Genomic DNA, 24,253 nt, shown 5'->3' with positions numbered 1-24,253 from the left:
TCTGGGGGGGGGTGGTTTTCCCCCCCACGGGGGGGGGGGGGCATTCCCCCCCCCCCCGGCCCCGGGGGTGGCCCACGCCGGCGCCACAAGACCGCAGGTTCAGCGATCCGACGGAGACAGGAGCACCCCGCCTAGAAACGCTGGTCGACGGACTGGCCGATCTGGAGCCAGAAGAAGCTCTGCGTTCCCAGTGTCAGGGTGAGGCTGCCGTCATCCGCGATGGTCGGGAACTCTCCGCCCCCGAAGAGATCGACGAGACGCCCGCCGGCCTGGTCGGGCAGTTGGATGTGAACCGCGACCGGGTTGTGGGCGAAGCTGAACACGCACAACACCTGCTCGGGCGCGTCGCCCAGGTGGGTGCCAGACCCCTCGTAGGTGCGCACGAAGGCGAGCACCGACTCGTGGTCGGTCTGCAGCACCTGCATGCTTCCGAGACCGAACGCGGGATGTCCCTTGCGAACGTGAATGACGTTGCGCACCCAGTGCAGCAGCGACCTCGACTGCGCGAGTTGCGACTCGACATTGACCAGGGCGTAGTTGTAGACCAGCGACTGCACGACAGGCAGGTACAGCTTGCCCGGGTCGGCGGTGGAGAAACCGGCGTTGCGGTCGGGGGTCCACTGCATCGGCGTTCGCGAGGCATCCCGGTCGTTGAGCCAGATGTTGTCGCCCATGCCGATCTCGTCGCCGTAGTAGAGAAACGGGCTTCCCTTCAGCGCGAACAACAGCGCGTGGGCAAGCTCGAGCTCTGCCCGCGAGTTGTCGAGCAGGGGAGCGAGCCGACGCCTGATGCCGATGTTCGAGCGCATGCGCGGGTCGTAGGCGTACCAGCCGTACATCGCCTGGCGGTACTCCTCCGAGACCATCTCGAGGGTCAGCTCGTCGTGGTTGCGCAGAAAGACGCCCCACGCAGCCGAGTCGGGCACATCCGTCGTCTCAGACAGGATGCGCACCAACTCGTCGGCATTCTGCGAGCGCAGCGAGTAGAAGATTCGGGGCATCACCGGAAAGTCGAACGCCATGTGGCATTCCGGGTCTTCTTCGGTGCCGAAGAACGCGGCGACCTCTCTCGGCCACTGGTTCGCCTCGGCGATGAGCACCCGCCCCGGGTACTCCTCGTCGACCATGGCACGCAGCTTGACGATGAAGTCGTGGGTCTTGGGCTCGCCCTCGCCGTTTCCCTCGTCTGACTCGTACAGATAGGGGATCGCGTCGAGCCGCAGCCCGTCGACGCCGAGTTCGAACCAGAACCTGACGATGTCGAAGATGGCGTCGTGCACCGCGGGGTTCTCGAAGTTGAGGTCGGGCTGGTGCGAGAAGAAACGGTGCCAGAAGAACTGACGCCGCACCGGGTCGAAAGTCCAGTTCGATTCCTCGGTGTCGACGAAGATGATGCGGATGCTCTCGTACTTCTCGTCGGTGTCGCTCCAGACGTAGAAGTCGCCGTACGGGCCCTCGGGATCGGACCGGGACTGCTGGAACCATTCGTGCGCGTCGGAGGTGTGGTTGAGGGGAAAGTCCATGACCAGGCGCATATTGCGTTCGTGCGCCTTGGTGACGAGGTCACGGAACTCGTCGAGGGTGCCGAACTCGGGAAGGATCGAGGTGAAGTCGGACACGTCGTACCCGCCGTCGCGTAGAGGCGAGTTGTAGAACGGCGGAAGCCAGAGAGCGTCGATGCCGAGCCACTGCAGGTAGTCGAGCTTCGACACGAGTCCGGCGATGTCGCCCGCGCCATCGCCGTTGCTGTCGACGAACGACCGCACCATCACCTCGTAGAAGACGCTCCGGCGATACCACTGGGGATCGAGGGTCAGTCCGGGCAACTGGATGGGGGCGGTGAAGTTCACGGGCAAGTCCTTCCGGTGACGCGTTTCGGGCGAAGCGCCACGCTGCATCAGACCAGTCTAGGCGTGCACCTACACTGGATCACGATGATTGTTCCCTCGCCTTATGCAGCCTTGCTCGACGCGCTCCCTCTCGAGCGGCGCACCGAGCAACTCGCGGGAAGCACGACCGAGATCTGGTCTTACGGACCCGCAGACGCCGACACGACGATCGTGCTGGTGCACGGTTTTCGCGGGGACCACCACGGCCTCGAACCGGTCGTTGCCCACCTGCCGCAGTACCGAACTATCCTCGCCGATCTGCCGGGTTTCGGAGCGTCGACACCTCTCGATTCGGCGCACGACATCGACGGATATTCTGCCTGGCTTCTCGCGCTGGTCGACCGTGTCCGCGGCCCTGGCCGCACCGTCGTGCTCGGTCACTCGTTCGGCTCGATCATCGTATCCGCGGCTGTGGCCCGGGGGCTCGCTGTCGACGACATCGTTCTGGTCAATCCCATCGCCGCCCCCGCGCTCTCGGGTCCTCGGGGCATCCTCACCCGACTCGCGGTGTTCTACTACTGGGCGCCGGCGAAGATGCCCGAGCGCCTCGGCTTCGCCGTGCTCAAGGCGCCGATCGTCACGCGCATCATGAGCGTCACCATGGCGAAGACCCGGTCCCGCTTGTTGCGCCGGTGGATCCACAACCAGCATGACCGCTACTTCGGTGCATTCTCGAATCGTCAGGTCGTCCTCGACGCCTTCACGGCCTCCATTTCGCACGACGTCTCCGAGTACGCAGCCGACAACCAGACCCGCACCCTGCTCATCGCCGCCGATCGTGATGACATCACCCCGGTCGAGGCACAGCATCACTTGGCACAGAAGATCAGCGATTCGCGCCTCGTCGTGCTGACGGATGTCGGCCACCTCGTGCACTACGAGATGCCGCAGCAGGCCGCAGAGGCGATCGTCGAGTTCGTGAGCGAAGACAGGAGCGCGCCGTGAGAGTCGTCGTCGACTGCCGCTACACGCGTATCGGCCGCCACGACGGAATCAGCCGTTACACGGCGGGACTCGTGTCTGCCCTCGCCGAGCAGCACGACCTGGTGATGCTGATCAGCGACACGCGTCAGCTCGAGATGCTTCCCGACCTGCCCTGGCATCTGGCCAGCTCGCCCACGAGCGTGCGGGAGCCGCTCGTCGCCCTGCAGGTCAACGCTCTGAAGCCCGACGTGGTCTTCTCACCGATGCAGACCATGGGATCGTTCGGTCGTCGCTATGCGCTCGCACTGACCGTGCACGACCTCATTTATTACTCCAATCCCACTCCGCCGCGCGATCTCCCGTGGCCGATCCGGCTTTTCTGGCGGGCCTACCACTTGTCGTGGTGGCCGCAGCGCCTCCTGCTGTCGCGGGCAGACGCCGTGGTCACGGTGTCGCAGACGACCCGCGACCTCATCGCCCGCAATCATCTGACGAAGAGGCCCGTCGTCGTTGTGCGCAACGCGGCCGACGGTGCGGTCGCATCGCCCGAACCGCCCGACAACCGCACGCGGCACCTGGTCTACATGGGCTCATTCATGCCCTACAAGAACGTCGAGACGCTCGTCACGGCCGCGGGGCTGCTCGACGGCTACGAGCTCCATCTCATGAGCCGGGTGTCGGATGCCGACAGGCGGCGACTCGGGGCGATCTCGCCGACCGCGCGGCTCGTCTTCCACAACGGGGCCAGCGACGAAGAATACACCTCCGTGCTTCGCCACGCGACCGCCCTCGTCAGTGCATCCCTGGAGGAGGGCTTCGGCATTCCGCTGGTCGAGGCCATGGCTCAGGGAACACCCATCGTCGTGAGCGACATCCCCGTGTTCGCAGAGATCGGCGGGCGGGCGGGTCTCTACTTCGGCGCGCACGACGCGACCGCGCTGGCCGCCCGGGTGCGCTCACTCGAAGATCCCGATGAATTCGCGCGCCGCTCCCGGGCGGGTGTGGCGCAGGCCTCCGAATTCAGCTGGACGTCGTCAGCTCGAACGCTATGGGAGCTGCTCGCCGAACTGGCGGCTCGACCTCGAGGCCGTTGAATCTCTCGAGCACGAGCGTTCCATCCGCGTAGCGGAACCGGTGCTCCGACCCGTTGGGGATGCGCACCGCGGCGGCCGGCAGGGCCTTCTGCGTGACGTACCGAACAAGCGAGCCGATAACCCCGCCGTGGGCCACGATGAGAACGCGCTCGCCGGGATGCTCTAGGGCGATGCTCTCGAGCGCGGGAAGCACCCGGCGAGTCACGTCGCTGCGTCGTTCGAGGCCGGGCACGCCCGCCATGCCCGGGAAGCGATCGCGGAGGGCTGCGGCATCCATGCCCTCGGCCTCGCCGTAGGCGCGCTCGACAAGTCGGTCGTCGACCTGCGGTTGCCCGAGGCCGAGCCGCCGCGCGAGGATACGGGCGGTCTCCCGGGCACGGCCGAGCGGGCTCGTCACAACCGCATGCCATTCTTCGTCGGCGAGCCTCTCGGCCGCGGCACGCGCCTGCGCACGCCCGGTGTCGTTCAGCGGGATATCGGTGGAACCCTGAATGCGCTTCGTGAAGTTCCAGTCGGTTTCGCCGTGGCGCACCAGTATCAGTTCAGTCATGTGTCGCATGTCCGGGGGAGCAGGTGCCGGCGCAGCTCGGCCAGTGTCTCGGTGGCCCCCGCATCCAGCTTGACCGTCGCGCGAGAGTCGCCCTTCGTGACACCCCGATTGACGATGACGATGGGCAGTCGACGACGGCGAGCCTGCTCGAGAAGCCTGATTCCGGAGTTGACGACGAGCGACGACCCGGCGATCAGCATCGCCTCGGCTCCGGCGACGAGCGCCGACGCCTCCGAAAACCTCTCGGTCGGGATGAATTCGCCGAAGAACACGACGTCGGGTTTCAGCATTCCCTGGCAGACGGAGCAGGCGGGCACGACGAACGACGAGTAGTCGGTGACGTCGGCATCGCCGTCGGGCGCCAGGGTGATGGCGTCGGGAAGGTCGACCCACGGGTTGTCGGCGGAGATGCGCTCCGCGATGCTGGCCCGTGCGAACGTCTGGCCGCAGTTTAAGCAGAGAACCCGATCCATCGAGCCGTGCAGGTCGACGAGATGCGTGGAACCGGCCCGTGCATGCAAGCCGTCGACGTTCTGGGTGACGACCCCGGAGACCACGCCGGCGCCTTCGAGTTCGGCGAGGATGCGGTGTCCCTCGTTGGGTCGGGCCGCATCGAACATCTTCCAGCCCAGGTGGCTGCCGGCCCAGTACCTGCGCCGGTAGTCGAGACTCTCGCGGAACTGGTCGAAGGTCATCGGATTGCGTTGGGGGGCGCCCGCCCCGCGATAATCGGGGATGCCCGAGTCGGTGCTCATGCCGGCGCCCGTCAACACGACGATCCGTCGGCCCTGCAATGCCGCCACGGCGTCGCCGATCGCGGCGGGTGAGGCTGCTCGAGGGCTCGATTCGACGAGCGGGACCATCTGCACCTCCTGCCGCCCGAGTCTGTGGACTCCGGCGCTTCGCGTTACTCTTCGAAGTCTAAACAGTGCCGGGTGCGGTTTTGTTTCCGATCGCCGCGCGATCGACGGCGTCGGCATCGCACACCGCAGAACGAGGAGTGCCCGAGCGTGAACATCGTACGGATCGACAGTCTCGACCTGCCCGGACTCGACGACTACGCTCGGCTGACCGACGTCGTGCTCAGGCGGTTGAGCGAACCGGCCGGGGGCCTGTACATAGCCGAGGGGGCCAAGGTCATCGCCCGGGCCCTGTCGGCGGGACACCGGCCGCGGTCCGTCCTCCTGCAGGAGCAGTGGCTCGCCGACATCGAGCCGTTGCTCGCCGAGTGGGACGAGGTGACCGTGTTCGTCGGCGACGCGACCACGCTCGAGTCCCTGACGGGATACAACCTGCATCGCGGCGCGCTGGCGGCCATGCACCGCCCCGAACTCCGATCGGTCGCCGACGTGATCGAGGGCGCCCGACGAGTCGTCGTGCTGGAGGACATCACCGACCACACTAATGTCGGGGCGATCTTTCGCGCGGTCGCGGGCATCGGCGCCGACGCCGTGCTGGTCTCGCCGCGCTGCGCGGACCCCCTCTACCGACGCAGCGTCAGGGTCAGCATGGGCACTGTGCTTCAGGTTCCGTGGACGCGGTTGCCCGAATGGTCCGAAGCCGCGCCGCTGCTGCACGCCGCCGGCTTCTCCATTGCAGCTCTCGCCCTGGCGGACGACGCCGTCACCCTCGACGAGTTCGCGGCCGACGTTCCGGCGAAGCTCGCCCTCGTTCTGGGCTCGGAGGGAGACGGCCTGACAAGGCTGGCGCTGGCGGCGGCCGATACCGTCGTGACGATCCCCATGAGCCACGGCGTGGACTCCCTGAACGTAGCATCGGCGAGCGCCGTCGCCCTGTACACACTGCGATGACGCTTCAGCGGTAGTATCCGGCTACCACGAAACAAGGAGGGCGCAATGTCGCAGCAATCCACCACGACACCGGGAGCACCGGCATCCGAGGGCAAGGGCCTGGCAGCGGGCTCACTCGGACTTGTCGGATCCGTCGTGATCGGCCTGGCCTCCACCGCTCCGGTCTACTCCCTGGCAGCCACTGTGGGCTTCGTCGTTCTGGCCGTGGGCGCGCAGGCGCCCAACGCGATCGTGCTCGCGTTCATACCGATGTTCCTCACCGCCTATGCCTATCGGGAACTCAACGAGGCTGTGCCCGACTGCGGCACCTCGTTCACCTGGAGTACGAAAGCCTTCGGTCCGTGGGTGGGGTGGATGAGCGGCTGGGGGATGATCGTCGCCGGAACGATCGTGCTCGCGAACCTGGCTCAGATCGGCAGCAAGTATTTCTGGCTGCTCGTCGGCAATCCCGATCTCTACAACAGCACTCCTCTCGTAACGGCGACGGGAGTCGTCTTCATCGCGGCCATGACATTCATCAGCGTTCGCGGACTGGAGATCGGCGAGATTCTGCAGAACATCCTGCTCGGCATTCAATACCTGGCCCTCATTCTCTTCGTCGTGTTCGCGCTCGGCAGCGTCTTCGCGGGAACCGCCCCGGAAGGGTCGACGACCCCCCAGGTCGACTGGTTCAACCCGTTCGCCTTCGACTCCCTGCCCGGCTTCACCGAGGCCATTCTTCTCTGCCTGTTCATCTACTGGGGGTGGGACACGTGCCTCGCCCTCAACGAAGAGACGAAAGATCCGCAGCGCATCCCGGGGCGTGCCGCGCTCGTCTCGACAATCATCCTCGTCGTCACCTACGTCGCCGTGGCCGTGGCCGCCATGGCATACGCGGGGCTCGGCGATACGGGCCTCGGACTCGCGAACGACACGAACGCCGAGGACGTATTCTTCGCACTCAAGGACGCGCTGTTCGGCCCCTGGGCCTGGCTGCTGGTGATCGCCGTGATGGTCTCGGCCATCTCGTCGACGCAGACGACCATTCTGCCGACCGCGCGGGGAACCCTGTCGATGGCCACCTACCGGGCACTTCCCGCGCGGTTCGGCAGGGTGCATCCGCGATTTCGCACGCCCGCGTTCTCGACCATCGTCATGAGCGTCGTCGCGAGCGCCTTCTACGTGGGAATGACGATCATCAGCGACGCCTTCCTCTCCGATACGATCCTGTCTCTCGGACTCGCCATCGCGTTCTACTACGCGATCACGAGCTTCGCCTGCGTGTGGTACTTCCGACGAGTGCTTTTCAGCTCTATGCGCAACTTCGTGACGAAGGGCCTTTTTCCCCTGCTGGGGGGTCTTCTGCTCACCGCGGCCTTCGTGCAGTCGGCGGTCGACATGCTCGATCCCGACTACGGCTACACGGTGCTCTTCGGCATCGGCGGGGTCTTCGTGATCGGCGTCGGCTCGTTGCTCGTGGGCGTCGCGGTGATGCTCGTCTGGTTCTTTTTTTCCGCGGCCAGGCCGTTCTTCCGTGGCGAGAGCCTCAACCAGAACACCCCGGTGCTGGTGCCCGAAACAGAGACACGCATCCCGAGATCGGTGGATGGCGGGCGCATGTAGCGACCCCGTGCAGCCATTTCGGCCGGCGCACGTCTTCTAAGATTGGCGGGTGTCCCCGACGTCTGCCCCCGTTCGCCGCCGACGCCGAATCGTGGCATTCTCGGCCGTCGGCATCCTCATCGTCGTCGCGCTCGCGCTCGGTGTGTACGTGCCTGCCGCGCTAGCGGCGCCCCTGCCCCATGCGCAGGTGGAACTCACCGTCCCGACGCCCGCTCCGGCGCCGCCGGCCGTACTGGCTCTGCCGGGCGTGGGAGCGGCCGCCGTGGCCCTGAAGGGCTCGGATGAGCTGCTCGGAGAGAGCGGACAGGCGGGACCGGTGCCGATAGCGAGCGTCACGAAGGTGATCACGGCTCTGGTGGTCCTCCAGGCTCATCCGCTCGTCGAGGGCGACGACGGACCGGGCATCACGATGACGGCCCGCGACGTTCAGATCCTCGAGCAGACCCGCGCGGTCGACGGATCGTACGAACTCGTCAACGAGGGACAGGTTCTCACCGAACGCCAGGTGCTCGAGATCATGCTCCTGAAGTCGGCGAACAACTACGCCGAGACGGTCACGAACTGGGCATTCGGTTCGCTCGCCGCCTATCTCGATGCGGCCCGATCCTTCACGGCAGAGCACGATCTCGCCGACACGACGATCGCGGATGCGTCGGGGCTCGATCCCGCCAGCCGCAGCTCGACGACGGACCTGATGACGGTGGCATCCCTCGCCCTCGCCGATCCCGTTCTCGCACGCATCGTGTCGACCGCCCTCGACGACATTCCGGTCATCGGCGAGATCGACAACAGCAACAAGCTTCTCGGCATCGACGGCATAGACGGCATCAAGACCGGCACGACGGACGAGGCGGGTTCGTGCCTTCTGTTCTCCGCCGAATTCACTGTCGGCGACGAGGTCAAGTCCGTGGTCGGCGTCATTCTCGGTGCCGAGAGTTCCCAGGCGGCCCGGGATGCCGTGCAGGCACTTCTTGCGAGCACGAGGGCGGGGTTCACCACGCTTCCCCTGATCAGAGAAGATGCCGACGTAGGCACATACACGACCGCCTGGGGCGAAACTGCGGCAATCGTCGCCGCCGCCGACGGTGAAGCAGTCGTGTGGTCGAACGATGCCGTCGTCGTCGACGCCAGCGCCAGAGACGTCGTGATCGCGAGGTCGGGCGTCGATGTGGGCACCATCCGCTATACGATCGACGACAGCACCGAGCAGGTCGCCCTCGAACTCGATGGAACGCTCGAGGATCCCGGCTTCTGGTGGCGCATCGGCCACCCCGAGCTCGTCTTCGGCTAGTCTCCGCGGTCGTGAGAGTCGGACGTCGTCTTCGACGGTATCGCCGTCGGCACGATCATCGGCACGGCAACAGGCCTCTTCGGCGAGATGCCGTCGCCGCTCGAACGGTGCGTCACCCGTCGGATGACCCAGGGCACCAAGTGCGTGCGAGCCCAGACCAGGTCCTCCGACCTTGCGCGGCGCCAGGTGGCCGCGGGGAGCGGTTCAGGGGCATTGGGCTGAAGATCGTTCTCGACGTTGAGCGCTTGGAGCACCAGTCGCGCCACCTCGTGGTGCCCCAGGGGGTTCAGGTGAAGCCGGTCCGCGCTCCACATGCGCGAATCCTGGATCGACGACAGGCCCCACTGATCGGCGACGAGGCAGTCGTGACGCGCGGCGATCGTGCGAAGGTTCTCGTTGTAGATGGCCACCTTGCCCCGGATGCCTCGGAACACGGGGGAGAAGGCCACATCCGTGCCCGTGAAGATCACCACGGTGGCATTGTCGCGCCTCAGTCGTTCGATGCCGGCATCCATGCGTCGGGCTATGTCGTCGGGATCGGTGCCGGGACGGATGATGTCATTGCCTCCCGCCGAGATCGTGATGAGGTCGGGCTGCAACGCCAGCGCCGGCTCGATCTGCTCGTCGAGGATGCCCTGCATCAGGCGCCCGCGGATCGCGAGGTTCGCGTAAGCGAAATCATCGCCGGCCTCGGCGCTCAGCACCTCTGCCACGCGGTCGGCCCATCCGCGAAATCCGCCCGGGCTCCCGGACTCGGGGTCGCCGATGCCCTCGGTGAACGAATCGCCGATCGCGACGTATCGCCTCCACGGATGACGCTCTCTCATATGTCCTCCTTCGAAGAAATCCACTCGTCAACCTACTCCTGTCGCCGCACCCGGGCGGCCTCGATCGTTCTGTGGCCGTGTCGGTGGCGGCGGGTAGTGTGGATGCACGTGAACAGCCTGCCCGATCCCCTGCCCCTGCCCGACGACCGGGTCGATCTTTCGGGCACCCCCGGCGCCACGGCAATGCCGACCGTGGGCGGCGGAGCGGCCGAACATCTCTCGCCCTCTTTTCCCGAACGTGCGGCCTGGGGCACAGCGTCCAAGCTGCGAGCGTGGCAGTCCGAGGCTCTCGAGGCCTACTTCACTCACCAGCCCAGAGACTTTCTGGCGGCCGCGACGCCCGGCGCCGGCAAAACCACCTTCGCCCTGCGTCTGGCCAGCGAACTTCTGCACCGCGGCCTCATCGACCGGGTCACGATCGTCGCTCCGACCGAGCACCTCAAGAAACAGTGGGCAGACGCGGCCGATCGCGTGAACATCCGCATCACCCCCGGCTTCAAGAACAGCGACCGCCGCTACGGCCGCCATTTCCATGGCGTCGCCGTCACCTACGCTCAGGTCGCGGCGCGTCCCGCCCTGCATCGTGAACTCACCGAGTCGGCCCGCAGCCTGGTCATCCTCGACGAGGTGCACCACGGCGGCGACGCGTTGAGCTGGGGCGAGGCCATACGAGAAGCCTTCGCGCCTGCAACCCGAAGGTTGTCACTCACCGGAACCCCCTTCCGCTCCGACACCTCGCCGATCCCGTTCGTCAGCTATCTGCACGACGAGCACGGCATCCGCCTCTCGCAGACCGACTACAACTACGGCTATGGGCGCGCGCTCCACGACGGGGTCGTCCGACCGGTGCTCTTCATGGTCTACGCCGGTCACATGCGCTGGCGCAGCAAGGTGGGCGACGAGATGGAGGCACGGCTCGGCGAGGGCAACACCAAAGACATCACCTCGCAGGCCTGGCGAACGGCCCTCGATCCGGCCGGCGACTGGATTCCGTCGGTTCTCGCCGCAGCCAACAGGCGGCTCGCCGAAGTGCGACAGGGCATTCCGGATGCCGGGGGGCTGGTGATCGCGACCGACCAGTTCACGGCGCGAGCGTACGCGGCGATCCTCGAGAACATCTCCGGCGAGCCGGTCACTGTCGTGCTCTCCGATGAGAAAGAGGCCTCGGGCCGCATCGAGGAGTACTCGAAGTCGTCGAGACGCTGGATGGTCGCGGTGCGCATGGTGTCGGAGGGCGTCGACATCCCGCGGCTCGCGGTGGGCGTCTACGCGACGAGCGCGTCGACCCCGCTCTTCTTCGCCCAGGCCATCGGCCGCTTCGTGCGAGCGCGCCGCCGCGGCGAGACCGCCTCCATCTTCCTGCCCAACGTTCCCGGTCTTATGGCCCTCGCCGGCACCATGGAGCTCGAGCGAGACCACGCGCTCGACCGGCGTGATTCCGGAGACCCCGAAGGCGATATGTGGAACCCGGAGGATGCCCTGGTCGCCGAGGCGAACGTGCAAGACAAGGCCTCCGACGCACTGCAGAACGACTTCGCCTTTCAGGCCCTCGGATCGCACGCCACATTCGACCGCGTGCTGTTCGAAGGCAGCGAGTTCGGCGCCGAGGCTCCGGTCGACAGCGATGAAGAACTCGACTTCATCGGCATCCCCGGGCTGCTCGAGCCCGACCAGGTGCGCGAACTGCTGCAGCACCGCCAGGCGAGGCAGCAGCGCCACGCTGCGGATCGCCGCAAGAATGCTCCTGCCGGCCCGGCCGAAGACGAGCCCGCAGCGCCCCTGTATCGCACGCTGGCCGAGCAGAGAAAGCTCCTGAACAGCCTGGTCGGCATCTGGTCCAAGACCTCCGAGCAGCCGCACGGCCTCGTGCACGCCGAACTCCGCCGGGTGTGCGGCGGCCCCGCCGTTCCGCAGGCGAGTGTCACGCAGCTTCAGGCGCGCATCTCGACCGTGCGCAGATGGATGGGCGCGCACCACTCCTGATATATGCGCTTACAGGAACCGCACGAAGTAGTAGCTGCCCCACAACGAGCTGGCATGCGTGACGTAGCGGCCCCAGTCGGGGGAGTGGATGACTCCGCCGTGCCCGTCGTAGATGCCGATGTGGCCGCTCCAGACGACGGCGTCGCCGGCGCGGGCGTCCGACGATGAAATACGGATGCCATGGGCGGCCTGGGTGGGAACGTAGCGCGGCAGACTGATTCCGAACTGCTTGTAGACGTACTGGGTGAGCCCGTCGCAGCCGAAGCTGTCGCTGGGGTCGGCGCCCCAGCCGTAGGGCACGACGCCGACGAACTGCTCGGCGTACGCGACCACGGCGTTGCCGTCGTAACCCTGCGGAGGATTGACGACCGGCGCGGACGGCACGGGGGCACTCGGTGCGCCGCCACCGCTCGAGCCGCCGGCTGAGCCGCCGCCATCCGAGCCGCCACCGGAGGGAGCGCTCGGAGTGGGCGTCTCCGCCTCCGCCTCAGCAGCTGCCCTCGCCGCCGCCTCATCAGCAGTCTGCTTCGCCTGGGCGGCCGCCTGTACGCCGGCCTGGTACTGCTCCTCGGTGAGCTGGAGGTCTGTCGTCAGGGCCTGCAACTGCACCGTGAGCTCTGCCTCATGGTCTTGCTGCTCGATGAGCGCAGCACCGACGGCCTGCTGGGCGGCGACCGCGTCGTCGAGGGCGCTCTGCGCGGTCGAGGCGAGAGCGCCCAGCGCATCGCGGGCCACGTCGGCTTGATCGCTGAGGGAGTCCGCCGTGTTCTGGTCGATCTCCGCCTGCTGGTAGATTCCTGTTGTCGACTCGCTCAGCTTGGACATGGCACCGAGCTGATAGAGCAGGTCGCCGGCCTTGTCGTTCTCGACGAAGAGTCGAGACGAGAGGTCGTTGCCGCCCGAGCGGGCGAACTGGGCGGCCAGGATGGCCGCCTGGGTTCGGGAATCGTCTGCCTTGGTCTGCGCGGCCTCTGCCTGCGACGCCAGTTGCTCGGCCGCGAACGTGGCCGCGTTGTAGGCGTCCTGAGCGGTCTGGTTCTCTTGCCAACGCACACTTGCGGCAGCCTGTGCCTGGCCGACCTGCGTCTGTAGATTCTCGATCAGGCCGGAGATGCGTGCGACCTCGGCTTCGGTGCCCGCTTCCGACGCTCGAGCCGCGACAACGTCGTCCCACGAGGGGTAGTTGTCGGCAGCGACAGGAGACGAGGAGATCGCGCCCACGGCGAGGAGGCCGACCACCGCAGCGGCCGCGACAGCGCCGCGCCATGCGAGACGGGCGGAGAACGCAGCGTGCGTCGCGCTGGTGGTGGAACGCATTTTATTTCCCCGAATCGACAGAGTGATCGTGACGAAGACGTGAGTCACATTCGTCACAGCAACAACATCGATCACACTAGCAACTAACGCGCCCTAGCTCTATACACGAACGGCGATCAATTCGCCCTAAGACGGTCGGCGTGTCGCGCCTTGACGACACATACGACAAAGGCCCTCCACCCGGAGGGGTGAAGGGCCTTTGCAATTAAGCTTCGCGTCAGGCGATCTCAGTTCTCGCTTTCGCGGTGCGTCGATCGCATGAGGAAAGACTTAGAGGGGGCGGATGTTCTCAGCCTGGGGACCCTTGGGGCCCTGCGCGACGTCGAATTCGACCTTCTGGTTCTCGTCGAGCGAGCGGTAACCGCTGGAGGCGATAGCCGAGTAGTGCGCGAACACGTCGGGGCTGCCGTCTTCGGGGGCGATGAAGCCGAATCCCTTTTCAGCGTTGAACCATTTAACTGTGCCTGTAGCCATTGCAAACTCCTCCTGGAGTGATAATTCGGTCCCGATTGTCGGGGCCACTCGTCGGGGTGTTCGTCGTCTCCCAGGATTGGGCCCGCACAGTGTCGGGCAGGGCACCGCAGGCACCCCGGACGTGCGAGGCACATCAACTTCTAGGAACAGCATACTATGCTCTCGGCCCGCGCGTGCGACCTAATTCATCACACCTTGGTCACACTGCGTCATGAGTCGCGACCAGCGCAGGCCGGGAGAACGAGAAAACCCCCGAAATCTCTGCAAGGAGAGATGTTCGGGGGAGTCTGACATTGCTGTGTCCGAAGGGGGACTTGAACCCCCACGCCCTATACGGGCACTAGCACCTCAAGCTAGCGCGTCTGCCATTTCCGCCATCCGGACTGGATGAGCTGCTTTCCGTTCCCGGTGCAACCAAGGTAAGACGATAGCACGCTTTGAAACGCTCCCGACGCCACGAGGCCGCCGGGGGCCTGCGGTACCGTGATGCCATGACTTCGACGCCCGCGAACCCCGGCCGCGCGGCCGACCTCGATGCCACCGCCGTGATCGCCCGTGACCTGATCCGGTTCGATACGTCGAACTTCGGAGAAGGTAAATCGAACGGCGAGACCGACGCGGCGGAGTACATCGCGGCGCACCTCGAGCGGCTCGGCCTCGTTCCCGAACTCATCGACTCGGAGCCGGGGCGCACGAGTGTCGTGGCACGAGTCGCCGGCAGGGACTCGAGCCGAGGGGCGCTCGTCGTGCACGGGCACACCGATGTCGTGCCTGCGATCGCGGACGACTGGTCGGTAGACCCGTTCGAAGGCGTGATCGCCGACGACATGCTCTGGGGCCGCGGCGCGGTCGACATGAAGAACATGGACGCGATGATTCTGACGTCGCTCGACGACATCCTGACGTCCGGTCGAATACCGGCCCGTGACCTGGTGGTCGCGTTCTTCGCCGACGAAGAGGCCGGGGGCGTCCTCGGCTCGCATTTCCTGGTTGAGAACCGCCCAGACCTCTTCGTAGGAGCGACAGAGGCGATCAGCGAGGTCGGGGGATACTCGATCGATCTCGGCGGCACTCGGGCCTACCTCGTGCAGACCGGCGAGAAGGCCCTGATCTGGGCGAAGCTCGTCGCTCGAGGAACCGCAGGCCATGGATCGCAGATCAACTCCGACAATGCGATCACCCGTCTCGCCGGCGCGGTGGCCAGAATCGGCAGCCAGGAGTGGCCGGTTCATCTCACCAAGACCACCACGGAGCTGCTGGGCCGCGTCGCCGCGATTCTCGGCAAAGACCCGCAGAGAACCACACCCGACGAATTGGCCATCGCTACGGGAACGGCGTCGAGGTTCATCTCGGCGTCGCTGCGCAACACCGCCAACCCCACGGGGCTGACGGCGGGCTACAAGCACAACGTCATTCCCGACCGGGCGGAGGCCCTCCTCGACATCCGCGTGCTGCCGGGCCAGGAAGTCGAGGTCGTCGCGCGCATCAGGGAACTCGCCGGTCTCGGGGTCGACGTGGAGATCTCCCACCAGGACATCGGCCTCGAGACGGATTTCTCCGGCCCGCTGGTCGACCAGATGATCTCGAGCCTGCACCGGTTCGACCCCGACGCCGAAGTGCTTCCGTACCTGCTGTCGGCCGGCACCGACAACAAGGCGCTGAGCACGATCGGCATCACAGGCTACGGGTTCGCCCCACTGCAATTGCCGCCCACCCTCGATTTTCCCGCCCTCTTCCACGGCGTCGACGAGAGGGTGCCGCTCGACGCATTAGTGTTTGGCAGACAGGTTCTGACCGACCTCCTGCTTCGCTACTGAGCAGGCGCCGAACCCCGCCAGACCGATCCCACCGCCGCATTCCGAAGGGGAGTTCGTGGACTTTCTCAACGCCGTCGTCCTCGGCTTCGTCCAAGGGCTCACCGAGTTCCTGCCGATCTCGTCGAGTGCCCACCTGCTCATCGTCGGGCGACTCCTCGGCACGGGCGACGACCCGGGAGCCGCGTTCACGGCGATCACGCAACTCGGCACCGAGACGGCTGTCGTCATCTACTTCTGGCGCGACATCTCACGCATCGTCTCGAGGTGGTTCCTCTCGCTCTCGGGCCGCGTGTCGCGAACAGACCCCGACGCGAAGCTCGGCTGGTTCATCATTCTCGGAAGCGTGCCGATCGTCATCCTCGGCCTGCTCTTCCAGGATGCGATCGAGAGCACCCTGCGCTCCCTGTGGATCGTCGCGGGCACGCTCATCGTCTTCGGAATCCTCCTCGGCGTGGCCGACTACGTGGGCGCGAAGAAGAGACGCCTCGACCAGCTGACGATTCCTCACGCGAGCGTGTTCGGCGCCGCCCAGGCATTGGCACTGATTCCCGGCGTCTCCCGTTCCGGCGGAACCATCACGGCCGGGCTCTTCCTGGGATACGAACGAGCCGCCGCGGCGCGGTACTCGTTTCTGCTCGCCATCCCAGCCGTCTTCGGCAGCGGTCTCTACCAGGTGTTCAAGTCGGTCAGAGAAACGTGCACCGTGGCCACGGCGACCTGCATGCCGGAGGCCTTCGGACCGCTCGAGACCCTCGTCGCCACCGTCATCGCGTTCGCCGTCGGACTGGTGGTGATCGCGTTCTTCATGAGCTACATCTCCAAGCGCAGCTTCCTGCCGTTCGTCGTCTACCGCATCGCGCTCGGCGTCATCCTCCTGGTGCTCCTCGGCACGGGTGCGACGCAGGCCTGACCTGCCGCGCGACGGTAGTCTTTTCCAGTGCATTCCTGGAGCAGGCCCGTCGTCCCCCCACTTCCTGGACGAGGTCCCGTTCCCCGCGTCTTCGACGACTCGACGGGGGCGCTGGTCGAAGCCCGCGGTGTCGACGGCCGGGTCGGAATCTACGTGTGCGGCATCACGCCCTACGACGCGACCCACCTCGGTCACGCATCGACGTACCTGGCCTTCGACGGGCTGCAGCGACTGTGGATCGACGCGGGCCTCGAGGTCGACTACGTGCAGAACATCACCGATGTCGACGATCCGCTCCTCGAGCGAGCCAGCGCAACGGGCGTCGACTGGCGCGAACTCGCCGCGTCGCAGGTCGAACTCTTCAGAACCGACATGGCCGCCCTGCGTGTTATCCCGCCCCGCGACTACGTGGCCGTGACCGAGGTCGTCGAGCCGATTGCGGATGCCGTGGGTCGACTCGTCGACGACGGCCTCGGCTACACCGTCGACACGCCCGACGCGCTGGATGCCTCTGGCCACGACATCTATTTCGACATCGCCGCGGCTGCCGAGCGCACAGACTGGCACCTCGGAATCGAGAGCCGCCTCGACCCCGCGACGATGGCGGAGTTCTTCGCGGCGCGCGGAGGAGACCCTGACAGGGCCGGAAAACGCAATCGCCTGGACCCCCTGCTGTGGCGTGCCGCCCGCGCCGGTGAACCGTCGTGGCCGAGCGCCATCGGCGATGGCCGACCGGGATGGCACATCGAATGCTCCGTGATCGCGCTCGACGCGCTCGGCCCGCACTTCTGCGTGCAGGGAGGGGGCAGCGACCTCGTCTTTCCCCACCACGAGTTCTCCGCAGCGCATGCGACCGCGCTCACGGGAGAGCGTTTCGCCGATGTGCACGCGCACGCGGGGATGGTCGCCTACCAGGGCGAGAAGATGAGCAAGTCGCTCGGAAATCTCGTGCTGGTGTCCGCGCTTCGCGCATCCGGTGTCGACCCCGCGGCCATTCGTCTCGCCGTTCTCGCGCACCACTACCGCGACGACTGGGAATGGACCGAACGAGGCCTCGACGAGGCCATCACCCGTCTCGAGCGCTGGCGCAGTGCGGTCGCCCGACCCTCGGCATCCGGCGCAGAGGGCGACGAAGACGCCTTGCTCGCGGAGCTTCGCCGAGTTCTGTCGTCAGACCTCGACACGCCGGCCGCCATCGCGGCGATCGATGCGTGGGTGGCGGGCTCTCACCCCACAAGCGGTCTCGTGGCGCGGGTCGTCGACGCCCTGCTGGGAGTGCAGCTCTAGCCGAATGTCAGCTGGCCGGTCGCCAGGGCTCGTCGGGTCTGCCGTCGCCCCGCTTGCGCAGGTACCTCTCGAACTCCTGGGCAATGGCCTCTCCGCTCGCCTCGGGGGAGTCGACCGTGTCGCGCGCCTGCTCGAGTTGCTGAATATACGAGGCCATCTCGTCGTCTTCCCCCGCGAGGGCGTCGATGCCCGACTCCCAGGCCGATGCCTCGTCGACGAGGTCTCCCCGGGGGATCACCACGTCGACGAGCTCCTCGAGCTTGTCGATCAGCGCCAGGGTCGCCTTGGGCGACGGCGCGTTGTGCACGTAGTGCGGCACAGACGCCCAGATCGAGACGGTCGCGACACCCAGGGCCTCGGCGGCATCGGCGATCACGCTCAGGATGCCGACGGGGCCCTCGTACGAGGATCGCTCGATGCCGAGCTGGCCGCGAACGGATGCGTTCTCGCTCGTGGCTGTGACGGAGATCGGACGGGTATGCGGAACATCGGCCAGCATGGCGCCCAACAACACGATGCCCGAGACGCCGGCGGTCATCGCGGCATCGAGCACCTCGACGGTGAACTTCTTCCAATTGCGTGACGGCTCCGCGCCCACGAGCAGGAAGACGTTGCCCGTGTTGTCGGAGCCCACCCGGAGCTCGGCATCGGCCGCGAGCGGAATGTTGTCGACCTCGGTGCTCGCCGGCCCGTAGATCGTGGCGCTGGGCCAGATCAATGCGCGATTGCCCTCGTCGTCTTGCGACACGACCGGCCTGTTGAACTGAAAGTCGAAATACTCCTCGGCGTCGACGGCCGCGATGGTGACGACGTCGAGCTGCTCGCGCAGCAGCTGAACCGCGCCCGTTGCGGCCTCGCCGGCGTCGTTCCAGCCCTCGAACGCGACGACCAGAAGTCGCCCCCGGAGGAATTCGTTGCCCTGTGTCACCGTGTCGAGAACCCTTTTCGTCGTCTGCTTGATCGTCAGTCAAGGATAGGCCGTCGATCTTCCGCCGCTCCCCGCCCCGTAGACTCCTTCGACGTGAAGACAAGCCTCCCCGCCGCCGTTCTCTGGGACCTCGACGGAACGATCGTCGATACAGAGCCCTACTGGATGGCCTCCCAGGAGGAACTCGTGGCGCGTTTCGGCGGCGTCTGGACCCATGACGACGCCATGACCCTGGTGGGCTCGGGCCTCGACCGCACCGCGCGCCTGCTTCAAGAGCACGGGGTGGACATGACCTCGCATGCCATCATCGACCACCTCACGGCCGAGGTGATGACGCGCATCAGCATCAGTGTGCCTTGGCGGCCAGGTGCCCGTGAACTGCTCGCCGCCCTGCGGGAGTCCGGCGTTGCGTGCGCCCTCGTGACCATGTCGATCGGTGTCATGGCCGAGCACGTTCGGTCGTTCATCCCGTTCGACGCGTTCGACGTCGTCGTGTCGGGCGACAGCGTCGAGAACAGCAAGCCGCACCCCGAGGCCTACCTCGAGGCTGCGCGCCTGCTCGGGGTTCCGATCGAGGAGTGCGTGGCGATCGAGGACTCGGGCCCCGGCGTCACGAGTGCATTTGCCTCCGGCGCTGTCACGATCGGCGTTCCCCACATCCTGTCCCTCGACGACAGCCCGGCAAGTGTACTGTGGCCGACGCTCGACGGACGCACCGTCGATGACGTCGCCGCGGCTTTTGCGGCATACCGGCGGCCGTCCGCCATCCACACCTCTATCGGAAGTCGAACCCTGCAACCGTGAATTCATTCTCCGGACCGTTCCGGGTCGGCGAGCGCGTGCAGCTCACCGGTCCCAAGGGCAAGCTCAACTCCATCACCCTGGCGACGGGTGCGGAGTTCCACACCCACCGGGGTGCGATCGACCACGATAAGATCATCGGCCAGCCCGACGGCTCCGTCGTCACGAATACCGTCGGCGTCGAATACCTCGTGCTTCGGCCGCTGCTGACCGATTTCGTGATGTCGATGCCGCGCGGCGCCGCCATCATCTACCCGAAGGATGCGGCGCAGATCCTCGGCCAGGCCGACATCTTCCCGGGCGCCACCGTCGTCGAGGCCGGCGTCGGAAGCGGCGCCCTCTCGCTGTGGCTCCTGCGGGCCGTCGGACCGGAGGGCGTCCTCTCCTCCTTCGAGCGACGCGAGGAGTTCGCCGATGTCGCGCTGGCCAACGTGACCGCGTTCTCGGGCTCGACACCCGACAACTGGAGTATCACACTCGGCGACCTCAGTGAGGCGCTGCCCGAGAAGCACGAGAAGCACTCGGTCGACCGCGTCGTCCTCGACATGCTTGCGCCGTGGGAGTGCATCCCCGCCGTCACAGACGCGCTCAAGCCCGGCGGGGTGGTTCTCTGCTACGTCGCAACCGTCACTCAGCTGTCCCGGGTCGTCGAGACGATCCGCGGCACGCGGTCGTTCACCGATCCTCAGCCGTCCGAGACGATGATCCGGTCGTGGCATGTCGAGGGCCTCGCGGTTCGACCCGACCATCGCATGATCGGCCACACAGGATTCCTGGTCACGGCCCGCAGGCTCGCACCCGGAGCCGAACTCCCCGAACTGAAGCGTCGCGCATCCAAATCGGAGTACTCGGACGACGACGTCGAAGCGTGGACCCCCGGCGCCTTGGGCGAACGAGGAATCAGCCCCAAGAGCCTGCGCAAGAGGGTTCGAATGGCGACGGCGACGGCGACCGCCAGGACCGATGGCGAAGCCGGGCGCCCAGCGCCCGGCGATGAGCCCGACCCGGAATAAACTAAGCTGTTGTCCGCTCAACAACCAGTGAAAAGGGGATCCGTGCGCACCTCGATCGCGCTCATTCTGTCTGCGGGTCTTCTCGCCACACTGTCGGCCTGCGCGTCGACCTCATCGGGCCTCGTCGACGGCGACTGCACGCCCCTCGCGCAGCCCGGTTCGGCGTCCGAGACCATCACGGCCACGGGCGACCCGGGTGCGGCGACGCTCGATTTCGCCACCCCGCTGATAGCCAAGAGGACCGAGCGCACCGTGCTCACTGCCGGCACCGGCCCGGCGGCCGAGGTCGGCGACGTGATCTGGGGAAAGGCCGTCCTGGCCTCGGGCACCGATACCGCGACCGCGCAGCAGACGCCGTTCATGATCACGCTCGACAAAACGGTCACTCCTCCCGGGTTCACCGACGCGTTGGCCTGCGCCCGGGCCGGCGACCGTATCGCCGCCGTCATTCCTGGGGCGGAGGCGACCGCCGACGCGGCCCAGGCTCCCGCAGGCAACTCGGCCGACGCATACGTCTTCGACATCACCTCGGTCTACCCGGGAGCGGCGACCGGCGCGGCAGAGCCGGCCAAGGCAGGATTTCCCAGTGTCGTCACGGCACCCGACGGCCGGCCCGGGGTCACCATCCCCTCGGGCACCGTCCCCACCGATCTGCGCTACACGACCCTGAAGAAAGGTTCGGGGGCGAAGGTCATCGAGGGCGACGTGCTCGTGGTTCAGTCGCTCGGCATCGTCTGGGCAGACAAGTCGGTCTTCGCGTCGACCTGGGACGACGGCATGGCGAAGCAGATCCTCGCGACAGACATAACCGCAGACGAGAACGGCGTGGTGCCCGGTCTCGTGAAGGCGCTCGTCGGCCAGACCGTCGGTTCGCAGGTGCTCGTGGTCGTTCCTCCGTCCGACGGTTTCGGCGACTCGGGAACGACCGGAGTGCCCGCCGGGTCGACGCTCGTCTACGTGGTCGACATCCTCGGGGCCAACCCGGCCGCCTGAGCAGGCAGCGGGGGCCGGCGGTCGCCCACGGCGCACTAAAATAGTGACCGTGCCAGACCACCCCCGATCCACCTCGCCGAACGACGCCCCGGTTTCTACGGTCGCCGTCGAAGAGCGACTCTTCAGCCTTGTCCTGGCCTTGGTGTCCACCGAGATCGGCCTCACCAAATCAGAGATTCTGGGCGCTGTTCAGGGGTACCGACAGAAGTTCGTGCCCGGGGGAGACAACTCGAGCCTGGAGCGGCAGTTCGAGCGGGACAAGGACGACATCCGCGAGTTGGGTGTGCCGCTCGAGACGATCGAGTCTCCGACGGAACCCGGCAACAACCAGGCACTGCGCTATCGCATCTCCAAAGGCGACTACGACCTACCGGCCGACATCGCGTTCACCCCAGACGAGACCACGCTGCTGAATCTCGCGGCCATGGTCTGGCGCGAGGGTTCACTCTCCGGCGAATCCCGTCGGGCTCTTCTCAAACTGCGGTCGCTCGGAACAGAGAGCAGCACTCGACTCATCGGCTATGCGCCGCGTATCCGAACAAGGGACGCCGCCTTCGGTCCACTCACCGATGCCCTCGACAGGGCCGTTCTGGTGCGCTTCAGCTACCTGAAGCCGGGCGAGCAGAACGCGAGAGAGAGGACCGTCGCCCCGACGGCCGTCGTGCAGCACCAGGGCCGGTGGTACCTGCAGGCGTTCGACCAGCATGCGGATGCTTCTCGCACCTTCCTCCTGTCGCGCATCGTCGGTCCCGTGGTCGTGACGCGCACGTCGTCGCCCCGGGCGGCATCCGCCACGGTCGGCGACGACGCGCTGGCCGAACTCGACGAGATCTGGCGGGCGCAGGTCGCTCAGGTCTCCGTGCGTCCCGGCACCGATGCCGACTCGCGCCTTACACAGCGACGCGGCAGCATCCGTCATGCCGATGGCAGCATCGCTCTGCACTACACCGACCTGGCCCTCATGGCCGACGAACTCTCCGCCTTCGGACCCGAGGTGGTAGTGATGTCGCCGCCGGTGTTGATGAGCGCAGTCCGTGACCGGCTCTCGAATATCGTCGCCAGCCACCCAGACGAACCGGATGCCGCATGAGCGCCATCGAGGGCACATCCGGCGGGTTTCATCACGCGCAAGACAAGCTCACTTTCCTTCTGTCGCTCGTTCCGTACCTGATTCAGCAGAATCAGGTCAGCGTCCACACGGCGGCCCGGCACTTCGGAGTCTCGGAGCAGGCAATCCGAGAGGCAGTCCTACTGATCGCGGTCTCCGGTGTTCCGGGAACCGACAGCAACTACCAGCACGGCGATCTCTTCGACATCGATTGGGACGCGTTCGATGAGAACCAGATCATCATCACGCAACTCGTCGCCATCGACGATTCGCCGCGCTTCTCGGCTCGCGAAGCATCCGCGCTCATCGCCGGGCTGCAGTATCTGCAGTCCTTGCCCGAGAACGTCGATTCGGCCGCCTACTCGAGCCTGTCCGCCAAGCTGGCGAGGGGCGCATCGGATGCACCCAGCCAGGTGATCGTCTCGCCGGCGGCAATGAACGACTCCTTCGCGCGCGTCGGCGACGCACTGGCGCGCGCAGTGCAACTCGAGTTCGACTACAGGGACTCTCGGGGGCAATCGGAGCACCGACGAGTCGATCCGCTCCGCCTCGATTCGGAGAACGACGACTGGTACCTGCGCGCCTGGTGCCACTCCCGCAGATCCGTTCGCACATTCCGGCTCGATCGCATCGACTCCTTGCAAGTCACCGAACTCGCCATCGAACATCGGCCGGCCGACGTGCCCCTGTCCGACTCCCTCTTCGACACCTCGGGCGAGCACACGATGGTGGTCCTCGAGTTCCGACCCGAGGCGCTCGGGCTGCTCGGGGAGTTCGTTCCCGAGGGCACGAGGGTGACTCGATCCGGCGCGCTGAGCCGGGCATCCGTTCGTGTCGCGCATTTTCACGGACTCACCCGGCTCGTTTCCGGGCTCGCCGGCGTGGCCCGTGTCGTGGATCCTCCTGAGGCGCGGCTGGCGGTACGCCGATGGGCCCTCGACGCGCTCGAGTCCTATCCCGAGCCTGCTGAACCCACGGACACGAACGCGTAGGCTGACACGATGCACTGGTGGTCCTGGATCCTGATTTGGCTCGGACTCGCGATCCTGCTGGTCGGCACGCTCGCCTTCTTCGGGTGGCGGCTCTTTCGCAAGGGCGTTGCGGTCGTCGACGAGCTCTCGACGCTGACCGAGAAGATCGAGCTGCTGCAGCGCAACGTCGATGAGCTCACCTCCGAGGCACCACCGAACGCCATCCTCGAGGGCTACTCGGCCGTCGCGAACCGGCGCGACCGAGACAAGGCTCGTCGTGCCAGCATGCGGCAGCTTCGCAGGGACGCCCGAATGCAGCGGGGTAGACTGATCACCGCAGCACACGCCTGGGAAGGACGGACCGATGCTCGGTAATGCATTTGGGTGGCCTCATCTACTCATCATCCTCGTCGTCGTCGTACTTCTTTTCGGGGCACCCAAGCTTCCCGGGCTCGCGCGCAGCGTCGGCCAGTCGATGCGCATCTTCCGCAGCGAGGTCAAGACGATGAAAGACGAGAACTCGTCTCCCACTGATTCGACCACGTCGGCGCAGGCCGCGTCTGCCCACGTCGCGCCGGTCACAGACCAGGCGCCGAGCGTCGTCTCGCCTGAGTCCAAGCCAAAGCCCTAGGCACGGTGGCCGCCCGAACACAGCGGCGTGCC

The 24,253-nt window shown here is 66.4% G+C and carries 23 protein-coding genes and 1 tRNA gene; 16 read left to right on the top strand and 8 right to left on the bottom strand.

Annotated elements, in window-relative coordinates; genetic code table 11:
• Nucleotides 1-131: 131 nt before the first annotated feature.
• Nucleotides 132-1,850, bottom strand: coding sequence for a maltose alpha-D-glucosyltransferase (treS, locus tag ACE5CZ_RS14760; RefSeq protein ID WP_374948079.1), 1,719 nt, complete (start codon nucleotides 1,848-1,850; stop codon nucleotides 132-134).
• 84 nt (nucleotides 1,851-1,934) lie between these two features.
• Between treS and ACE5CZ_RS14755 the strand changes: the two genes are divergently transcribed.
• On the top strand, nucleotides 1,935-2,834 hold the full coding sequence (locus ACE5CZ_RS14755) for an alpha/beta fold hydrolase (protein WP_374948078.1): 900 nt from the start codon (nucleotides 1,935-1,937) through the stop codon (nucleotides 2,832-2,834).
• On the top strand, nucleotides 2,831-3,907 hold the full coding sequence (locus ACE5CZ_RS14750; RefSeq protein ID WP_374948077.1) for a glycosyltransferase family 4 protein: 1,077 nt from the start codon (nucleotides 2,831-2,833) through the stop codon (nucleotides 3,905-3,907). Before ACE5CZ_RS14755 ends, ACE5CZ_RS14750 begins: the two co-directional genes overlap by 4 nt.
• Here ACE5CZ_RS14750 and ACE5CZ_RS14745 read toward each other — a convergent pair.
• Nucleotides 3,834-4,457: a histidine phosphatase family protein gene (locus ACE5CZ_RS14745; protein ID WP_374948076.1), complete on the bottom strand. Its 624-nt coding sequence runs from the start codon at nucleotides 4,455-4,457 to the stop codon at nucleotides 3,834-3,836. The two genes, ACE5CZ_RS14750 and ACE5CZ_RS14745, sit on opposite strands and share 74 nt — an antisense overlap.
• A complete protein-coding gene (locus tag ACE5CZ_RS14740) occupies nucleotides 4,454-5,320 on the bottom strand; it encodes a Sir2 family NAD-dependent protein deacetylase (RefSeq protein WP_374948075.1) in 867 nt (288 codons plus the stop codon). Before ACE5CZ_RS14740 ends, ACE5CZ_RS14745 begins: the two co-directional genes overlap by 4 nt.
• A gap of 147 nt (nucleotides 5,321-5,467) precedes the next feature.
• Between ACE5CZ_RS14740 and ACE5CZ_RS14735 the strand changes: the two genes are divergently transcribed.
• Genes ACE5CZ_RS14735 through ACE5CZ_RS14725 form a run of 3 tightly spaced genes read left to right on the top strand, consistent with a single transcriptional unit; the run spans nucleotide 5,468 to nucleotide 9,161 of the window.
• On the top strand, nucleotides 5,468-6,268 hold the full coding sequence (locus tag ACE5CZ_RS14735) for a TrmH family RNA methyltransferase (protein ID WP_374948074.1): 801 nt from the start codon (nucleotides 5,468-5,470) through the stop codon (nucleotides 6,266-6,268).
• Between the two features lie 45 nt (nucleotides 6,269-6,313).
• On the top strand, nucleotides 6,314-7,870 hold the full coding sequence (locus tag ACE5CZ_RS14730; RefSeq protein WP_374948073.1) for an APC family permease: 1,557 nt from the start codon (nucleotides 6,314-6,316) through the stop codon (nucleotides 7,868-7,870).
• Nucleotides 7,871-7,919: 49 nt separating this feature from the next.
• Nucleotides 7,920-9,161: a D-alanyl-D-alanine carboxypeptidase family protein gene (locus tag ACE5CZ_RS14725; protein WP_374948072.1), complete on the top strand. Its 1,242-nt coding sequence runs from the start codon at nucleotides 7,920-7,922 to the stop codon at nucleotides 9,159-9,161.
• On the opposite strand, the gene ACE5CZ_RS14720 is transcribed toward ACE5CZ_RS14725, so the two are convergent.
• Nucleotides 9,158-9,988 carry an SGNH/GDSL hydrolase family protein gene (locus ACE5CZ_RS14720; protein WP_374948071.1) on the bottom strand — a complete coding sequence of 277 codons (831 nt, stop codon included), beginning with the start codon at nucleotides 9,986-9,988 and terminating at the stop codon, nucleotides 9,158-9,160. The two genes, ACE5CZ_RS14725 and ACE5CZ_RS14720, sit on opposite strands and share 4 nt — an antisense overlap.
• 183 nt (nucleotides 9,989-10,171) lie before the next feature.
• Here ACE5CZ_RS14720 and ACE5CZ_RS14715 point away from each other — a divergent pair, with 183 nt between their 5' ends.
• Nucleotides 10,172-11,971, top strand: coding sequence for a DEAD/DEAH box helicase (locus ACE5CZ_RS14715; protein WP_374948082.1), 1,800 nt, complete (start codon nucleotides 10,172-10,174; stop codon nucleotides 11,969-11,971).
• A gap of 9 nt (nucleotides 11,972-11,980) precedes the next feature.
• Here the strand turns inward: ACE5CZ_RS14715 and ACE5CZ_RS14710 are convergent, their stop codons facing one another.
• The 3 genes from ACE5CZ_RS14710 to ACE5CZ_RS14700 all read right to left on the bottom strand — a co-directional run bounded on the left by ACE5CZ_RS14710 (nucleotide 11,981) and on the right by ACE5CZ_RS14700 (nucleotide 14,146).
• The gene (locus tag ACE5CZ_RS14710; protein WP_374948070.1) at nucleotides 11,981-13,288 is read right to left on the bottom strand and encodes a C40 family peptidase; all 1,308 of its coding nucleotides are present in this window, start codon (nucleotides 13,286-13,288) and stop codon (nucleotides 11,981-11,983) included.
• Between the two features lie 270 nt (nucleotides 13,289-13,558).
• Nucleotides 13,559-13,762 (bottom strand): cold-shock protein, encoded by a 204-nt coding sequence (locus ACE5CZ_RS14705; protein ID WP_044443312.1) that lies wholly within the window; start codon nucleotides 13,760-13,762, stop codon nucleotides 13,559-13,561.
• A 299-nt stretch (nucleotides 13,763-14,061) separates the two neighbouring features.
• A tRNA-Leu gene (locus ACE5CZ_RS14700) sits at nucleotides 14,062-14,146 on the bottom strand.
• A 107-nt stretch (nucleotides 14,147-14,253) separates the two neighbouring features.
• Between ACE5CZ_RS14700 and ACE5CZ_RS14695 the strand changes: the two genes are divergently transcribed.
• The 3 genes from ACE5CZ_RS14695 to mshC are packed head-to-tail and all read left to right on the top strand — an operon-like array spanning nucleotide 14,254 to nucleotide 17,776.
• The gene (locus ACE5CZ_RS14695) at nucleotides 14,254-15,579 is read left to right on the top strand and encodes a M20/M25/M40 family metallo-hydrolase (protein ID WP_374948069.1); all 1,326 of its coding nucleotides are present in this window, start codon (nucleotides 14,254-14,256) and stop codon (nucleotides 15,577-15,579) included.
• Between the two features lie 55 nt (nucleotides 15,580-15,634).
• Entirely contained in the window at nucleotides 15,635-16,489 is an 855-nt protein-coding gene (locus ACE5CZ_RS14690; protein ID WP_374948068.1) for an undecaprenyl-diphosphate phosphatase, read from the top strand.
• 27 nt (nucleotides 16,490-16,516) lie between these two features.
• The gene (gene mshC / locus ACE5CZ_RS14685) at nucleotides 16,517-17,776 is read left to right on the top strand and encodes a cysteine--1-D-myo-inosityl 2-amino-2-deoxy-alpha-D-glucopyranoside ligase (RefSeq protein ID WP_374948067.1); all 1,260 of its coding nucleotides are present in this window, start codon (nucleotides 16,517-16,519) and stop codon (nucleotides 17,774-17,776) included.
• 7 nt (nucleotides 17,777-17,783) lie between these two features.
• Here mshC and ACE5CZ_RS14680 read toward each other — a convergent pair whose 3' ends face one another.
• The gene (locus ACE5CZ_RS14680; protein ID WP_374948066.1) at nucleotides 17,784-18,704 is read right to left on the bottom strand and encodes a proteasome assembly chaperone family protein; all 921 of its coding nucleotides are present in this window, start codon (nucleotides 18,702-18,704) and stop codon (nucleotides 17,784-17,786) included.
• Between the two features lie 93 nt (nucleotides 18,705-18,797).
• On the opposite strand from ACE5CZ_RS14680, the gene ACE5CZ_RS14675 reads away from it, so the two are divergent.
• From ACE5CZ_RS14675 to tatA, 7 genes are read left to right on the top strand one after another with little or no spacing between them, the layout of a single operon-like run.
• Entirely contained in the window at nucleotides 18,798-19,508 is a 711-nt protein-coding gene (locus ACE5CZ_RS14675) for an HAD family hydrolase (protein WP_374948065.1), read from the top strand.
• Nucleotides 19,505-20,518: a tRNA (adenine-N1)-methyltransferase gene (locus tag ACE5CZ_RS14670; protein ID WP_374948064.1), complete on the top strand. Its 1,014-nt coding sequence runs from the start codon at nucleotides 19,505-19,507 to the stop codon at nucleotides 20,516-20,518. The genes ACE5CZ_RS14675 and ACE5CZ_RS14670 overlap by 4 nt, the downstream gene beginning before the upstream one ends.
• A 42-nt stretch (nucleotides 20,519-20,560) precedes the next feature.
• Complete coding sequence (locus ACE5CZ_RS14665; RefSeq protein WP_374948063.1) at nucleotides 20,561-21,511, top strand: FKBP-type peptidyl-prolyl cis-trans isomerase; 951 nt, start codon at nucleotides 20,561-20,563, stop codon at nucleotides 21,509-21,511.
• A gap of 49 nt (nucleotides 21,512-21,560) precedes the next feature.
• Nucleotides 21,561-22,601 (top strand): helix-turn-helix transcriptional regulator, encoded by a 1,041-nt coding sequence (locus ACE5CZ_RS14660; protein WP_374948062.1) that lies wholly within the window; start codon nucleotides 21,561-21,563, stop codon nucleotides 22,599-22,601.
• Entirely contained in the window at nucleotides 22,598-23,611 is a 1,014-nt protein-coding gene (locus ACE5CZ_RS14655; protein ID WP_374948061.1) for a helix-turn-helix transcriptional regulator, read from the top strand. The genes ACE5CZ_RS14660 and ACE5CZ_RS14655 overlap by 4 nt, the downstream gene beginning before the upstream one ends.
• 9 nt (nucleotides 23,612-23,620) lie before the next feature.
• Nucleotides 23,621-23,965 carry a hypothetical protein gene (locus ACE5CZ_RS14650; protein WP_374948060.1) on the top strand — a complete coding sequence of 115 codons (345 nt, stop codon included), beginning with the start codon at nucleotides 23,621-23,623 and terminating at the stop codon, nucleotides 23,963-23,965.
• Nucleotides 23,955-24,221: a Sec-independent protein translocase subunit TatA gene (gene tatA, locus ACE5CZ_RS14645; RefSeq protein ID WP_374948059.1), complete on the top strand. Its 267-nt coding sequence runs from the start codon at nucleotides 23,955-23,957 to the stop codon at nucleotides 24,219-24,221. Before ACE5CZ_RS14650 ends, tatA begins: the two co-directional genes overlap by 11 nt.
• Nucleotides 24,222-24,253 lie beyond the last annotated feature (32 nt).

Origin of the sequence: Agreia sp., assembly GCF_964263775.1 — a bacterium.
Classification (GTDB): Bacteria; Actinomycetota; Actinomycetes; order Actinomycetales; family Microbacteriaceae; genus Agreia.
Note: the sequence above shows the minus strand (reverse complement) of the source record. Positions and strands in the feature narration are given on the sequence as shown.

Bases quoted from the DNA above. Each gene is read 5' to 3' on its own strand.
- ACE5CZ_RS14755 (WP_374948078.1), top strand. From the start codon at position 1,935: ATGATTGTTCCCTCGCCTTATGCAGCCTTGCTCGACGCGCTCCCTCTC.
- ACE5CZ_RS14740 (WP_374948075.1), bottom strand. From the start codon at position 5,320: ATGGTCCCGCTCGTCGAATCGAGCCCTCGAGCAGCCTCACCCGCCGCG.
- ACE5CZ_RS14715 (WP_374948082.1), top strand. From the start codon at position 10,172: ATGCCGACCGTGGGCGGCGGAGCGGCCGAACATCTCTCGCCCTCTTTT.
- tatA (WP_374948059.1), top strand. From the start codon at position 23,955: ATGCTCGGTAATGCATTTGGGTGGCCTCATCTACTCATCATCCTCGTC.
- ACE5CZ_RS14695 (WP_374948069.1), top strand. From the start codon at position 14,254: ATGACTTCGACGCCCGCGAACCCCGGCCGCGCGGCCGACCTCGATGCC.
- ACE5CZ_RS14650 (WP_374948060.1), top strand. From the start codon at position 23,621: ATGCACTGGTGGTCCTGGATCCTGATTTGGCTCGGACTCGCGATCCTG.
- ACE5CZ_RS14720 (WP_374948071.1), bottom strand. From the start codon at position 9,988: ATGAGAGAGCGTCATCCGTGGAGGCGATACGTCGCGATCGGCGATTCG.
- ACE5CZ_RS14730 (WP_374948073.1), top strand. From the start codon at position 6,314: ATGTCGCAGCAATCCACCACGACACCGGGAGCACCGGCATCCGAGGGC.
- ACE5CZ_RS14710 (WP_374948070.1), bottom strand. From the start codon at position 13,288: ATGCGTTCCACCACCAGCGCGACGCACGCTGCGTTCTCCGCCCGTCTC.
- ACE5CZ_RS14705 (WP_044443312.1), bottom strand. From the start codon at position 13,762: ATGGCTACAGGCACAGTTAAATGGTTCAACGCTGAAAAGGGATTCGGC.
- ACE5CZ_RS14745 (WP_374948076.1), bottom strand. From the start codon at position 4,457: ATGACTGAACTGATACTGGTGCGCCACGGCGAAACCGACTGGAACTTC.
- ACE5CZ_RS14655 (WP_374948061.1), top strand. From the start codon at position 22,598: ATGAGCGCCATCGAGGGCACATCCGGCGGGTTTCATCACGCGCAAGAC.